This is a genomic window from Nocardia vulneris (assembly GCF_001613425.1).
Classification (GTDB): Bacteria; Actinomycetota; Actinomycetes; order Mycobacteriales; family Mycobacteriaceae; genus Nocardia; species Nocardia vulneris.
Map to the genome: position 1 here is coordinate 128,480 of NZ_BDCI01000052.1, position 13,092 is coordinate 141,571.

The following is a 13,092-nucleotide window of genomic DNA, read 5'->3' on the forward strand; positions in this document are numbered from 1 at the left end:
CCCTGGCTGTTATGAATTCGTTGCATCCTGCGGGCGGACGCGGTGCATGACACCGGTGAGCCAACCGCTGATCTGTTGTGTCTGCGCGGGTGTCGGGCGGCCGGACTCCCAGCGACGGGCGGCTGCGATCAACGTCTCCGGCAGCGTGGGGGTGATCCGTTGATTCGTCATACGTACATGATGCACTGGGGCGCAGCAGAGTACGAGTAGGGGGCGAGGTGCGTCGACCGGCAGGGGGGATGGGAGCCGACGCACCCCGCCTATATGGGTGGTTTTTCGGGTTCGGCGCTACCTCAGGAGGTTTCGTTGGACCCGGCTTCGATGAGTGATTTGGGACGCATATCGGTCCAATGGGTTTCGACGTAATGCAGGCACGCTTTGCGGGCCGCCGCCCCGTACGCGATCGTCCAGCCGCCCGGTACGGCGGCGAAAATGGGCCATAACGAGTGCTCGCCGTCGGCATTGATCAAGACGTAGAACTGGGCGTCGTCGTTGTCGAAGGGGTTGTTCATCCGGTTTCCTAGCTTCCTGGTCGGGTCAGGGTTTTTCGGGGGTCAGGTGCCACGGCGCGCTCCCGCCGAGTGCGTGAGTGCTGTGGGGTGCGATCGCGCCGGAACGTGAAAGGAGCGCCACGATCCGCGGGGCTTCGCGTCGCGCGCGGATGTGCGCGGCAGACGAGCGTGGCCCGGACGGGCGGAACTGTGGCGAGTGCGACGAAGTGATGTGTGACGAAGTGGTGTGACAGCCATCGCGGCTGGAATCCCCGCCGGTGCCGAACCTTCCCTGAGTCCGGCACCGGCGAAGCCTGACGCAGCTGCCCGCCTTCGGCGTCGCGGAACCGTCGATCCGGTTCGGCCGCTGCTTGGTTCAGCCTACTGGGGGCGACCGACATTTCCGGCGGTTCGGGACACAAGCCGGTGCGGATCGGGCCGGGTGACGGCGTCGGGAGTGGCAGCCGCGCCGAACGGCGCTGGGCCGGACCGGTTGTGGTGAGCTGTACCCCCGACGGATACAGCTCACCGGGCATGCCGCAACCCCACTCCGCGTGTAGCACCAGAGCCTCCTCGAGCGGCAAAACAACAGCTGGCCGATGCCCCTGCGGGCAGGCATGGCGAACATTAACGCTTGCCCCAATAAATGGGGGCGTTTTCCTTTAAACACCGGGTCGGTCGACCAGTTCGCTACGTCGCGGGCCGGATCTCGTCTCAGGTGGTGAGATGAGCCGCGGCGTGTTCGGCGATCATCACCACCGTCGCCTGCGGGCCGCGACCCAGCGGCACCGGGACGACAGACAGGTCGACGATCGACAGACCGATGACGCCGTGCACCCGGCAGCGCTCGTCCACGACCGCGCGCGCGTCGTGCGGCGGGCCCATGCGGCAGGTGCCCGACAGGTGTTGCGAGGTGGCCAGGTTCGCGCGCAGCCAGGCGTCGGCCTGCGCGGGCGATCGGGGCATCGGGTCGGTACGCGGTTGCGCCGACATGCGGTGCAGCAGGTCCATCGCGATATCGCCCGCGGTACGCAGCCGGGCCCGATCGCGCTCCGCGCGCAGATGACCGAGCCGGATGTCCGGCGGGGTCGCCGGGTCGGCCGCACGCAGACGCACCGAGCCCGCGGACTCCGGTCGCATCAGCGCCACTCCGAGCCGATACGTGCCAGGCGTGAAAGCGACCGTGTAAGGCCGGAATTCGAGGTCGTCCAATGCCAGCGCATATTCCAAGGCGACGGCCGCCCGCGCCGGTGCGGGCAGGCGATATTCGAGGCCGATTTCAGGATGGTCGGTGCACCAGGCACCGACCGGCGCCGGATGCACCACCGGAATTCCCGACGCCCGAAGCTGTTCGGGATCGCCGACACCCGAACGCAGCAGTAGTGCCGCGGTTTCGATGGCACCCGCGCTGAGCACGATCCGATCGGCCCACACTGTTTCGGTCCGACCGGCACGCCGCACTTCGACGCCGACGGCGCGGGTGCCACGAAAAACAATGCGAACCGCCGAAGTATCACCGTGCACGGTGAGATTCGGCCGATTCAACGCGGGCAGCAGATAAGCGAGCGCGGTACCGGTGCGCACACCGTCGGCGATATTGCACGGCACCCGACCCACGCCGTCGGTGGCGTCGGTGGGCGCGTTCAAATCGGAAAGCAGCGGAAATCCCGCGACCACACAGGCGTTGGCGAATTCCTCGCTCAGCGGTACCGGATCGGCGGTGCGCCGCACCGGAATCGGGCCGGCACGGCCGTGCCAGCGCCGGTCACCGAAATCCAGATCGTGTTCCGAGCGGCGATACGCGGGCAGCACCGCATCGAAGGACCAAGTATTCGCGCCATTCAGTACCTGGCTCCACGCCGCGAAATCCGCGGGCGCGGCGCGCACGAAATAGCTGCCGTTCACCGCGCTCGAACCGCCGATCGCCCTGCCGCGCACAATGTTTCCGGTCTGCTCGGCGCCGTCCGCCGCGGCCAGCGAAACTGGATAGCGCCACAGCCACGGGGTATCCGCCTCGAGCGGCAGCCGCGTGGCGTCGCGCAATCGCGCCGGAACCTCGGCGGGTGCGCGCCACACCGGGCCCGCCTCGAGCAGCCGCACGGTGTGGTCCGGGTGCGCACTCAGCCGCGCGGCGAGCACACAGCCCGCCGTGCCGCCGCCGACGATCAGCGTGTCGGTCATCCGCCGTCCGATCGAGCCGTCGGCGAATCAGTGCGACGGCGCAGTGGGTTTCAGCGATTCCGGGCTGCGGGCACGGAAGGCACCGACCCAGAGCCCGGTGCCGTAGGCGATATCGTCGAGCCGCTTGTAGGCCACATAGCGCACCGGATCGAGGCCGCCGGCGTCGCGATGGGTGAACCAGTCGGCCAGGCCGTCCGCGACGGCCATGGTGATCGCGATGCGCCGAATTCGCCTGGAGGCCACCATCGCCAGCAGCGTCACCGGCCAGTAGTGCCGGCACATCGCCGAGGCCAGCCGCCACAGCCCGGCGAAGAAGCCGCGCGAGAGGTAGATCGCGGCGATCCGGGTCGGGTTGTCCAGCTCGGCGAACACCCGGCGTAGTCGCACCAGCGCGGTCGCCAGGGTGACCAGCCCGCCGAGCAGGCCCCACTTGGACTTGGTGGCGAAGAGGAAGGCCGCCAGCATGGTCCACGACGGCAGCGACAGCGGCGAGACCATCCCCGGGTGCCGCTCGCCGAGCGGCGCGGCGCCCGTGCCGTAGAACATCTTTCGGCCGAACCAGGCACGGAAGGACACCCGGTGGTCGTGCGCGACATGGGCGGCGGGCTCATAGCGCAGGCGCCAGCCCGCCTGCTCCAGCCGCCAGCACAGGTCGACATCCTCGGCGACCTGCATCGACTCGTCGAAGCCGTCCTGCGCGAGCAGGGCGCGGCGGCGCACCAGCAGCGCGGCGCTCGGCACGTAGGACACCAGCCCGTGCGACTGCACGGCCGCCTCACGCCTGCCCAGATCCAACGAGGAGCGGGTGTGCTCGTAGCGGGCCAGTGCGTTGGACTCCGGGTCCAGCGCGACGATCCGCGGGGCCACCAGCGCCACTTCCGGATCGCTGAAGTGCCCGAGCATCACCTCGAGCCAGCCGCTGCGCGGCACCACGTCGGAATCCAGGAAGGCGACGAAGTCGGTTGTCGCGGCCTTCAATCCGGCATTGCGCGCGGCCGCCGGACCCTGCCGCTGATCGTGGCGCAGCACGGTGACCCGGCAGCGGGTGCCCCGATCGCGCGGGATGTGCACCGGCTGGTCCGAGCCGTCGTCGACCACGATGACGTTGTGTCCGCGCAGCGCCGCGAGCAGCCGGGCCAGCCCGTCCGGGTTGTTGTACAGCGGCACAATGACGGTGACGTCCTCGGGCGAGGGCAGCAGACGCGGACGCGGGTTCGCGACACCGGAGTCGAGCAGCCGTCTGGCAACGGTCGCGGACTTCGGCCCGGTCACCTCGAGGTACCCGTCGCCGATCATCTCGGCGGCCTCCGGGGCAAGTCGCAGCAACCGGGCGGGAGACCCGCCGATCAGCACTCGTCCTCCGGAGTATGCGCGTACCCGTGGATCAATCCGCACCCCGAATCCGTCGGGCAGGCGATCATGGCGCATTCCTGGCATGCTAGGCGGAGATTCGCGAACAAGCATCATCAGTCCGGTTAAAAGGACAGAATTCCGCACGAATCGGGCCCGCCGACGCGCCCCGACGGATATCGCCGACAAAGTTGGCGCGGCGCATTTCACACGATTCCAGCATTCGGCAACGCGACGGCAATCGGCCGGTCGAAACCGGAACTCGACCGCCGCGCGTTCGGCAGCACACGACTGGCAATTGCCCTCGCTTAAGCCAGCGGACTCTCGTCACAGGCACGCGCCGGGCGACGTTCAGGTGAAAATCCGCTCGGGCGCGTCACCGACAGGGTCAACGGCACGGGCGCGGGTTTGCGGGCGCCGGTGCGCGGTGTCGCCCGCCGCGAATGGTCGACCGAGGAGCGCGGGATCAGCCGTGCCGGGTCGGCCAGCGCCGCCTCGCCGTACCCCTGGACGCATTCCGGGTCCGGTCCGTCGGCGGGCAGGCCGGTGAAGAACTTGGCCGCCATGCAGCCGCCGCGGCACGAGTCGTAGTGACTGCACGACGCGCAGGCGCCACCACCGCTGGGCGCACGCAGCTCCGCGAACAGCTCGGACTCCTGCCACACCGTGCGAAAACCGCCGTCCGCCACCACGTTTCCGGCATGGAACCGGTCATGGATGGCGAACGGGCAGGCGTACACGTCCCCGAGCGGGTCGACCAGGCAGACCACCCGCCCGGCCCCGCACAGGTTCAGCCCGGGCAGCGCCTGGCCGAACGCGGACAGGTGGAAGAACGAGTCGCCGGTGAGCACGCCTTCGCCGTTGCGCAGCAGCCAGTCGTAGAGCACCCGCTGCTGCTCCTGGGTCGGATGCAACTCGTCCCACACGTCCGCGCCGCGGCCGGACGGCCGCAGCCTGGTCAATCGCAAAGTCGCGCCGTATTTTTCGGCGATCGCCCGGAACTCGTCGAGCTGACCGATGTTGTGCCTGGTCGCCACGACGGACAGTTTCGCGTCGCGGAAACCGGCCGCGGCGAGGTTCTCCAGCGCGCGGATGGCCATCGCGTACGAACCCGGCCCGCGCACCGCGTCGTTCACCGCCGCGTCCGCGCCGTCCAGCGAAATCTGTACGTCGACATAGTCACTCGCGGCCAGCCGGGCGGCCACCTCGGGCGTGATCCGAACTCCGTTGGTGGAGAACTTCACGCCGACGTGGTGCGCGGTCGCGTAGTCGACCAGCTCCCAGAAGTCCGGGCGCACCGTGGGTTCGCCGCCGCCGATGTTCACGTAGAACACCTGCATGCGCTCGAACTCGTCGATCAGCGCCTTGCACTGTTCGGTGCTGAGCTCGCGCGGATCACGCCGACCGGAGGAGGACAGGCAGTGCACACAGGACAGGTTGCAGGCGTAGGTCAGTTCCCAGGTGAGGCAAATCGGCGCAGCCAGACCGGATTCGAACCGATCGACCAGCGGCACCGCCGCGTCGGACGGCGGGACCACCCCCGCCGTCGACGGTGCCGCGCTCACAGCAGCGGCGGCGGCGGGCGCCTGCGTAGCAGCGGCGGGCGCCTCGATGATCATCTCCGAATCGACCAGCTGTGTCAGCGCTTTCACATACTGCGCGGAATTCTCCGCCGAGATGCCCGCGGCACTCAGCGCCGCCCGCGCGGACTGGTGTGCGGGCAGCGACCGCACGATCTCGACGATCCGCGGACTCTTCAGAAAGGAGAGTTTGCGGGTGCCGAAATGGTAGAGCAAAGCACCGAACGGTTCCAGGCGCAGCGCTACCCGGGGGTGCAGCTGCCATCGGTCGTCGAGATCGAACATGGTGGTTCCGCCTGTCAGTAGACGCCGCACATACCGTCGATGGAGACCTCTTCGATGAGGCTCTCCTCGACCAGCGGTGCGGTGTCCTCGCGCGGTTCGGTGGTGCCGACCGTGCCCGAGTGGTCGGTCTCGGCGTGTCCGTTGGCTCCGTATTCCGGCATGTGTACCTCCGAGCAAGCGTCCGGTGGCTACCCGATGTAGCCCCCGTCACACGATAACGTCATTCGCTGACAAAATGGAACACGTTCTTGTGTACGACTTCGCCGCCGCAGGCAGAACGGCCTGCCCGCACCCGCGTCGATCGGCCGGAGTCGATCGTCACCATTGCGACGGAGTCACCCGCACACCGACCCGGGCGCGGCCGCGCCCTCTAGACTTCGGAGAGAAAGCAGCTGAACAGGACGGGACGGGCGACAGGCGCCCGCGGTGGTAGAGGTGGCATGGGAGTCGGACGAATGCAGGCGAGCGGGGGCGGCAACACTCTGTCGGAGTCCGAGATCGTCGAGGCCGCGCTGCGAGTGGTCCGCGAAGACGGCGTGGAGAAACTGTCGATGCGACGGCTCTCCCGCGAACTCGGAGTTTCCCCGATGGCGCCGTATTACTACGTCGCGGACAAACGCGAACTGCTCGACCTGGTCGCCACCGCCGCACTCACCGGAGTGCGCACGCCACCAGCCGAATCCGGTCCATGGCAGATCCGGCTGCGCGATCTCATCGACCAGATCGACGAGAAGCTGCGCAAGCACCCCGGCCTGGGCGACGTGCTGATCGAGCAGATGCTCGGCAAACAGCTCGACCTGATCGCCGCCATCATGGAGATCCTGTTCGAGGCGGGCTTCAACGACCGCAATGTGCTGGCCGCCTATGCCACCATTCACACCTATCTGTTCGGCCGCAGCCGGGTGAACCCGCGCGACCGCGCGCCGCTGTCGGATGTCGCACTCCCGAATGCCGTCGAACGTGCCACCAAGCACATGGCCGACCTGCGCGGGAAGTACGCCTACGACTTCGGCATGGAGGTGCTGATCGCCGGACTGGAGGCCCAGCTTGTCCGGCAGCCGACGTCCGACGTACGATAAAACTGAAACACGTTCTAGTTTTGGCGCCGAGTAGCGCTGGGTAGGTGAGAGGACGACATGACAACCGTCGAAGTTCCACACGGCTCACGTTCGGTCGTGCTGCGGGTAGCAGCGGTCATCACGGAAACGCCCGATACCTGTTCGCTGGTCTTCGACGTGCCCGACGAACTCGCCGAGCGGTTCCGCTACCACCCCGGCCAGTTCCTGACCCTGCGTATCCCCAGCGACCTGACCGGCTCGGTGGCGCGGTGCTATTCCCTGGCCAGTTCGCCGTTCACCGACGACCGCCCGAAGGTCACCGTCAAGCGGACCGCGGGCGGCTACGGCTCGAACTGGGTGTGCGACAACGTGAAAGCGGGCGACTCGCTCGAACTGCTGCCGCCCTCAGGTGTTTTCACGCCGAAGGATCTCGACGCGGACCTGCTGCTGTTCGGCGCGGGCAGCGGCATCACCCCGGTGATGTCGATCCTGAAATCGGCGCTCGCGCGCGGCGGCGGCCGAATTGTGCTGGTGTACGCCAACCGTGACCACGAATCGGTGATCTTTGCCGACGAACTGCGCGACCTGGCCGACAAACATCCGCAGCGCCTGACCGTGATCCACTGGCTCGAGCACCTGCAGGGCCTGCCGACCGCCGACGCGCTGGCCACCCTGGCCTCGCCCTACCAGAGCTTCGAAGCGTTCATGTGCGGGCCGAAACCGTTCATGGACCGGGTGCACGACGCGCTCGCCCAGCTCGGCGTGCCGCGCTCGCGTACGCACGCCGAGGTGTTCAATTCCCTTGCGGGCGACCCGTTCGCGGACCAGGCGCCGGTCGAGGTGTCCGACGCGGAAGCGGCCGAGGCCGCCACGGTCGAGGTGGAACTCGACGGCGAGGTGCACGAGCTGTCCTGGCCGCGCAAGCAGACCCTGGTGGACATCATGCTGGCCAAGGGCCTGGACGTGCCGTACTCCTGCCAGGAGGGCGAATGCGGGTCGTGCGCGTGCACGGTGCTGGAGGGCAAGGTCGAGATGGACAACGCCGAGATCCTCGACCCCGAGGACATCGAGAACGGCTATATCCTCGGCTGCCAGGCACATCCGGTGACCGATCACCTGAAGATCCAGTTCTGATCGCTCAGCGCGCGCGATAGTGCGCGCGCACCGCGGGATCGAGATGTTCGGTCGCGTAGCTGAGCGCGGTGCGACCGAGATCGGCGGCATGCGTGTCCAGGAAGCCGGTGAGCAAGCGCTGGTCGACCCGCTTGCCCACCTCGCGCAGCATCCAGCCGAGGGCCTTCTGGATGAGGTCGCGGCGATCGTCGAGCAGCCGCTCGGACAGCGCGAATGTGGTTGTGGCGTCACCGGATTTGATGAACGCGAAGGTCGACAGCAGCGCGACCCGCCGCTCCCACAGCGAGTCCGCGGCGGCCAATTCGAACAGCAGCTCGCGTGGTTTGTCCAGCAGCCACGGACCGATGATGTTCTCGGCGGACACGTCGACCAGATCCCAGTTGTTCACCCGGCCCCGGCGTACGGCGGCCAGATAGCGGTCCACCATTTCCGCACGGGCCGCGTCGTCGAAGGTGCGCGGCTTGGACGCCTTGGCGAACCGGGCATTGAGCACGACCAGCCCGGCGAGACGGTCCTCGTGCACGGGACTGTCCAGCAGTAGGTCGATCTCGTCGAGGGGCAGTGCCGCAAAGCGTTTCGCGACACCGCGGGTCGCCGGAACGCGCACGCCGACGAACACGTCGCCCGCGCCGTACTCACCGGGGCCGGTCTTGAAGAACCGCTGCAGATGGATCGCGTCGGCGGGATCGGCGATCTCCCGCAGCGCGGCCTGCACCGCGGCCGCGGTCTGCGCGCCTTCGGTCATCGCGGACACCTCCCGGCGGGTCGCATCAACCCTGGGCGCCCAGAATGCGGCCGGATTCGAAAGCCGCTGCGCTGGCGGGCAACTCGCCGGGCCGGCCACTGTTGCGGACCAGCACCGCGCCGTTGCCCGGCGTCGGGCGACCGAGTGCGTCCATGCGCCGGATGGTCTGCGCGGCAACGGCTTGCGCGCTGTCGAAGAGCCGGACGCCGTCGGGCAGCGCGGCGACGATGGCATCGATCACCAGCGGATAGTGCGTACAGCCGAGCACGACGCCTTCGACGTCGTCGGGGGTCTCCGCGACCGCCCGCGCGATGGACTCGCGCGCACCGACCAGGTCACCGCGGTCGATCGCATCGGCCAGACCATGGCAGGCCACCCCGACCACATCGGCGTTGCCGCCGAACTTCGCGATCAGATCCGCCTGGTACCGGCTGGCGGTGGTGGCCGCGGTTGCCCACACCGCCACCGAGCGGCAGACGGCCGCGGCCGGTTTGATCGCGGGCACAGTGCCGATCACCGGCACATCGGGGCCGACCTCCGCGCGCACATGCTCCAGGGCGGTGACGCTGGCCGTGTTGCACGGGATGACGATGACTTCGGCGCCCAGCTCGATCGACATCCCGGCGGCCCGGACCACGCGGTCGATCGTCCACTGCTCCGGTTTCGGCCCCCATGGCGCGCCGTCCGGGTCCAATTGCAGCAGCAGATCCACGTCCGGCCGCAGCTTGCGCAGCCAAGCGGATGTGGGCAGCAAGCCGAGACCCGAATCGATGAGCGCGACGATCACATCGACAACCGTATTACAGGGCCCGGACGCGGTGCTCACGACGGCGGCCCGAGGGGCAGGCAGGCACCGGCCCCCGGCGCTCGGCCGCACCACGCGACCGCACTCAGCTCGGCGTGCGCAACTCCGAAACCGGTGCGCCCGCGGCGATCTTCGCCCTGGTCTTCATGACCTGTGCCGTCGTGCCCGCGCCGACCACGCCGGTCAGCCTGCCGTCTCTGGAGTAGTAGGCGAGGAACTTGCGGCCGTCATCGACGGCCACGTCGACATCGTCGGTCGCGGCCGGTGTGCCGAGCGCCTGGATCTTCACGTCGTACTGGTCGCTCCAGAAGTACGGCACCCGGGCCGCGGTCGGCGCGGCGGCGCCGAGCAGCGCGCAGGCGACCAGCCGCGCCTGCTCGCCCGCGTTGGTCCAGTGTTCGATCCGCTTGCGGTGCCCGGCCTCCTGTTGCCAGGCGGCGACGTCGCCGACCGCCCAGACCCCCTCGGCCGAGGTGCGCCCGACCTCGTCGGCCAGCACCCCGCCGCCCGCCGCCGGATCGGCGAGCGCGATGCCGGATTCGGCCAGCCACTCCGTCACCGGACGCGAGCCGACCCCGATCACCACCAGATCGGCGGCCACCTCCGTGCCGTCGGACAGGATCGCGCCACGCACCCGGTCGCCCCCCGCGAGCAGCGTGTGCAGCCCCACCCCGCAGCGCAGGTCGACCCCCTCGGCGCGGTGCATCCTGGCCACCAACTCGCCGACCCGCTCGCCGAGCACCCCGGCCAGCGGCGCCGGCTGCGGCTCGACCAGCACCACCGCGACGCCGCGGGCCCGGAAACTGGCCGCCAGCTCGCAACCGATGAAACCCGCGCCGATCACGAGTGCCGTTGTCGCCGTCGCCAATTCGCTACGCAGGGCGAGCGCGTCGGCGTGGCCGCGTAGCACGTGCACGCCGGTCAGGTCGGGCAGACCGGGCAGGCGGCGCGGACGCAGGCCGGTGGCGATGATCAGCTGCGCGTAGTCGAGCGCCGTGCCGTCGGCGAGCCGCACCTGCCGCGCCGCGGTGTCCAAGCCGACGGCCTCGATGCCGAGCCGCACATCGATCTGCTTCTCGGCGTAGAACTCGTCGGGACGCAGCGTGGTGTCGTCGGTTTCGCCGCGGACGAACTGCTTGGACAGCGGCGGCCGGTCGTAGGGCAGGCGTGGTTCGTCGCCCAGCAGGACGAGCGCACCCTCGTATCCGGTACGGCGCAATTCCTCGGCGGTGCGCAGGCCGGCCAGGCCGGCGCCCACGATCACGATCGGCGCGGTGTCTGTTGCTGAAGGTGCCACGCAGCTCACCCTAACGGTTGCTTGGTGCCCTGCCGGAGTGAGCCCGCTCACTCGGCAATCGCGGTGTAATCGTAGCCGTACCGATATTGATCGGGCGGTCAATCAGGTCTATACCCAGAGGTAGGACATAATCCTGAGCCCTAGGAGGCACACCATGTTCACCGAGAGCCGCGCACAGGACTTCCTGGCCGTAGTGCTGGGCGTCTTCGCCGCACTGTCACCCCTGTGGCTGGAAACCACCGACAAAGCGATGTGGTCGCTGATCGTGCTCGGCGTGCTCATCGCACTCACCGGGCTGGCGCAGATGTACCGGCCCGCGCTCGGCGCGAACGCCGACTACGCGATGGGCCTGTTCGGCGTGCTGCTGTTCATTTCCCCGTGGGCCATGGACTTCAGCGATTACCGCGGCGCATCCTGGACCGCATGGGTAGTCGGGGTAGTGACGGCGGTGGTCGCGGTAGCGGCGCTGCCGACGGTGTCGGGACGTCTGCACAGCATGGCGCCACACCACTGATGCAGATGCCGAAACCCGGTCGGCGGGCCACCCGCCGACCGGGCAAGGAACCCGCCGCCGGGCGTCGCCGCAGCGCGAAAGTGGACGGCGACGCCCGGCAACTCATCCTGGACTCGGCCGAGCAGCTCTTCGCCGAACAGGGCTTCGACGCCACCGCGACGGCGGCCATCGCCGGTGCCGCGGGCGTGCCGAAAGGTCTTGTCTTCTACTACTTCCCGACCAAGGATTCGATCCTGTCGACCCTGATGGCCGAGCGGGTCCCCGCGCACCCGATCGAAGATATCGGCACCGTGGTGGCGCCCGGCGATCCCGCGGCCAGCCTGGTCGCGCTGGACGCGGCGCTGAACCTGCGCGATCACCACTCCTCGGTGCTGCGAGTGATCATGTGGCGGGAAGCCGACACCCACCCCGACGTCCGGCGCCAATTGCGCCGTCTGCGTGATCAATTGCTCGATGTCACCGCACGCGTGCTACAGGCCAGCGCGCCCGCACCGGTGCGGCCCGGCACTCTGCGCGCCTGCGCCGCCGCGTGGGTCTCGGCCATGTTCGCCATCGCCAGCACCGATCGGCTGCACGCCCTCGACGGCGTGCCCCTCCCCACCGCCGACGAGTTGCTCAACGTCGCCCAGGTCGTCGCCGCCGGGATGACCCAGCTCGGCTGAGTTCGCGAAGTGGGGATCGAAAGTTATGCACAGGGTGCGTGTTATCCCCAATTGGGGAGCGACGGGTGGTTTCCAGAAGCCGGGTGGTTCACGATCGCGGTATGGATGCACCGCAACTGATCTCGCGGCAGCAGGCGCTGGCGGCGGGGATCTCCGATAGTGAACTGCGCAGGCGTTGCCTGGACGGATCGTGGTGGCGGGTGCGGTCCGGGCGCTACGTCAACGCACCCGAGCCGGGGCTCACGCCGGCGGGCCGCCATCTGGTGCTCGCGCTCGCGACCGGTGAGGCGATGCCGGAAGACGCTGTCGCGAGCCACTGTTCGGCCGCGGTGCTGCACGGCATCCCGTGCTGGTCGATCCCGCTGGACCGCGTGCACCTGACCCGTAACCGGATCAACGGCGGGCGCGTCACCAACCAGCTGGTGGTCCATTCGGCACAGCTGACGCCGGACGAGATCACCATCGTCAACGGACTCCAGGTGACCACCGCACCGCGGACGGTGATCGACATCGCCCGTTCGGCGAGTTTCGAGCAGGCCGTCGTCATCGGGGACAACGCGCTGCACCAGGGACTCACCACCGCGGATGAACTGCGGGAGTACCTTTCCCGCGCGCGGCACCGCCGCGGTGCTCGACGGGCCGCACACACCATCGACTTTCTCGATGGTCGCAGTGGAAGTATCGGGGAGTCACGGAGCCGCGCGGCTTTCCGTGAATGCGGACTGCCCGCGCCGGAGTTGCAGGCCCGGGTTTTCACCGACGACGAAGTTTGCGTAGGCCGGGTCGACTTTCTGTTCCCAGAACTGGGAGTGATCGGGGAATTCGACGGAAAGGCACAGTGCCAGAACGGATTACGTATGCCCGGCCAGGTGCGGATCGCCGAAAAGAACCGCGCAGACCGCATCCGGGCGCTCGGGTGGATGGTGGTGCGGTGGACCTGGCATGACCTCGCAGACCCGGCGCATCTGTCGCGCCGCATCCGGGCCGCGG

13 protein-coding genes and 1 pseudogene are annotated in these 13,092 nt (G+C 68.7%); 5 read left to right on the forward strand and 9 right to left on the reverse strand.

Going from position 1 to position 13,092, the window contains the following annotated elements; all coding sequences use genetic code 11:
• Nucleotides 1–9: 9 nt before the first annotated feature.
• The 6 genes and pseudogenes from NVU01S_RS43905 to mftA all read right to left on the reverse strand — a co-directional run.
• On the reverse strand, nucleotides 10–171 hold the full coding sequence (locus tag NVU01S_RS43905; RefSeq protein WP_156161635.1) for a hypothetical protein: 162 nt from the start codon (nucleotides 169–171) through the stop codon (nucleotides 10–12).
• A gap of 122 nt (nucleotides 172–293) precedes the next feature.
• Entirely contained in the window at nucleotides 294–512 is a 219-nt protein-coding gene (locus NVU01S_RS40530) for an MbtH family protein (protein WP_014988415.1), read from the reverse strand.
• A 693-nt stretch (nucleotides 513–1,205) separates the two neighbouring features.
• Nucleotides 1,206–2,672: a mycofactocin dehydrogenase MftG gene (gene mftG / locus NVU01S_RS40535; protein WP_043672690.1), complete on the reverse strand. Its 1,467-nt coding sequence runs from the start codon at nucleotides 2,670–2,672 to the stop codon at nucleotides 1,206–1,208.
• Between the two features lie 27 nt (nucleotides 2,673–2,699).
• A complete protein-coding gene (gene mftF / locus NVU01S_RS40540; protein WP_042257506.1) occupies nucleotides 2,700–4,100 on the reverse strand; it encodes a mycofactocin biosynthesis glycosyltransferase MftF in 1,401 nt (466 codons plus the stop codon).
• A gap of 230 nt (nucleotides 4,101–4,330) precedes the next feature.
• On the reverse strand, nucleotides 4,331–5,887 hold the full coding sequence (gene mftC, locus NVU01S_RS40545; RefSeq protein WP_082032109.1) for a mycofactocin radical SAM maturase: 1,557 nt from the start codon (nucleotides 5,885–5,887) through the stop codon (nucleotides 4,331–4,333).
• A 14-nt stretch (nucleotides 5,888–5,901) separates the two neighbouring features.
• Nucleotides 5,902–5,976 (reverse strand): annotated as a pseudogene (gene mftA / locus NVU01S_RS45380) (mycofactocin precursor MftA); the annotation flags it as partial.
• Between the two features lie 351 nt (nucleotides 5,977–6,327).
• Between mftA and mftR2 the strand changes: the two are divergent.
• A complete protein-coding gene (mftR2, locus tag NVU01S_RS40550) occupies nucleotides 6,328–6,966 on the forward strand; it encodes a mycofactocin system transcriptional regulator MftR2 (RefSeq protein ID WP_228833046.1) in 639 nt (212 codons plus the stop codon).
• A 57-nt stretch (nucleotides 6,967–7,023) separates the two neighbouring features.
• Nucleotides 7,024–8,079: a ferredoxin--NADP reductase gene (locus tag NVU01S_RS40555; RefSeq protein WP_043672687.1), complete on the forward strand. Its 1,056-nt coding sequence runs from the start codon at nucleotides 7,024–7,026 to the stop codon at nucleotides 8,077–8,079.
• A 4-nt stretch (nucleotides 8,080–8,083) separates the two neighbouring features.
• Here NVU01S_RS40555 and NVU01S_RS40560 read toward each other — a convergent pair whose 3' ends face one another.
• The 3 genes from NVU01S_RS40560 to NVU01S_RS40570 all read right to left on the reverse strand — a co-directional run bounded on the left by NVU01S_RS40560 (nucleotide 8,084) and on the right by NVU01S_RS40570 (nucleotide 10,926).
• The gene (locus NVU01S_RS40560) at nucleotides 8,084–8,824 is read right to left on the reverse strand and encodes a DNA alkylation repair protein (RefSeq protein WP_043672684.1); all 741 of its coding nucleotides are present in this window, start codon (nucleotides 8,822–8,824) and stop codon (nucleotides 8,084–8,086) included.
• A gap of 25 nt (nucleotides 8,825–8,849) precedes the next feature.
• Entirely contained in the window at nucleotides 8,850–9,611 is a 762-nt protein-coding gene (locus NVU01S_RS40565) for a glutamate racemase (protein WP_029901617.1), read from the reverse strand.
• A 103-nt stretch (nucleotides 9,612–9,714) separates the two neighbouring features.
• Complete coding sequence (locus NVU01S_RS40570; RefSeq protein ID WP_244467303.1) at nucleotides 9,715–10,926, reverse strand: NAD(P)/FAD-dependent oxidoreductase; 1,212 nt, start codon at nucleotides 10,924–10,926, stop codon at nucleotides 9,715–9,717.
• A 154-nt stretch (nucleotides 10,927–11,080) separates the two neighbouring features.
• On the opposite strand from NVU01S_RS40570, the gene NVU01S_RS40575 reads away from it, so the two are divergent.
• From NVU01S_RS40575 to NVU01S_RS40585, 3 genes are all read left to right on the forward strand, one after another.
• The gene (locus tag NVU01S_RS40575; protein WP_042257498.1) at nucleotides 11,081–11,440 is read left to right on the forward strand and encodes an SPW repeat domain-containing protein; all 360 of its coding nucleotides are present in this window, start codon (nucleotides 11,081–11,083) and stop codon (nucleotides 11,438–11,440) included.
• 5 nt (nucleotides 11,441–11,445) lie between these two features.
• Nucleotides 11,446–12,102 (forward strand): TetR/AcrR family transcriptional regulator, encoded by a 657-nt coding sequence (locus NVU01S_RS40580; RefSeq protein ID WP_156161634.1) that lies wholly within the window; start codon nucleotides 11,446–11,448, stop codon nucleotides 12,100–12,102.
• A gap of 101 nt (nucleotides 12,103–12,203) precedes the next feature.
• On the forward strand, nucleotides 12,204–13,092 hold an 889-nt coding region (locus NVU01S_RS40585), incomplete at its 3' end, for a hypothetical protein (protein WP_063048246.1).

Bases quoted from the DNA above. Each gene is read 5' to 3' on its own strand.
- NVU01S_RS43905 (WP_156161635.1), bottom strand. From the start codon at position 171: ATGACGAATCAACGGATCACCCCCACGCTGCCGGAGACGTTGATCGCA.
- NVU01S_RS40530 (WP_014988415.1), bottom strand. From the start codon at position 512: ATGAACAACCCCTTCGACAACGACGACGCCCAGTTCTACGTCTTGATC.
- mftG (WP_043672690.1), bottom strand. From the start codon at position 2,672: ATGACCGACACGCTGATCGTCGGCGGCGGCACGGCGGGCTGTGTGCTC.
- mftF (WP_042257506.1), bottom strand. From the start codon at position 4,100: ATGCGCCATGATCGCCTGCCCGACGGATTCGGGGTGCGGATTGATCCA.
- mftC (WP_082032109.1), bottom strand. From the start codon at position 5,887: ATGTTCGATCTCGACGACCGATGGCAGCTGCACCCCCGGGTAGCGCTG.
- mftR2 (WP_228833046.1), top strand. From the start codon at position 6,328: ATGGGAGTCGGACGAATGCAGGCGAGCGGGGGCGGCAACACTCTGTCG.
- NVU01S_RS40555 (WP_043672687.1), top strand. From the start codon at position 7,024: ATGACAACCGTCGAAGTTCCACACGGCTCACGTTCGGTCGTGCTGCGG.
- NVU01S_RS40560 (WP_043672684.1), bottom strand. From the start codon at position 8,824: ATGACCGAAGGCGCGCAGACCGCGGCCGCGGTGCAGGCCGCGCTGCGG.
- NVU01S_RS40575 (WP_042257498.1), top strand. From the start codon at position 11,081: ATGTTCACCGAGAGCCGCGCACAGGACTTCCTGGCCGTAGTGCTGGGC.
- NVU01S_RS40580 (WP_156161634.1), top strand. From the start codon at position 11,446: ATGCCGAAACCCGGTCGGCGGGCCACCCGCCGACCGGGCAAGGAACCC.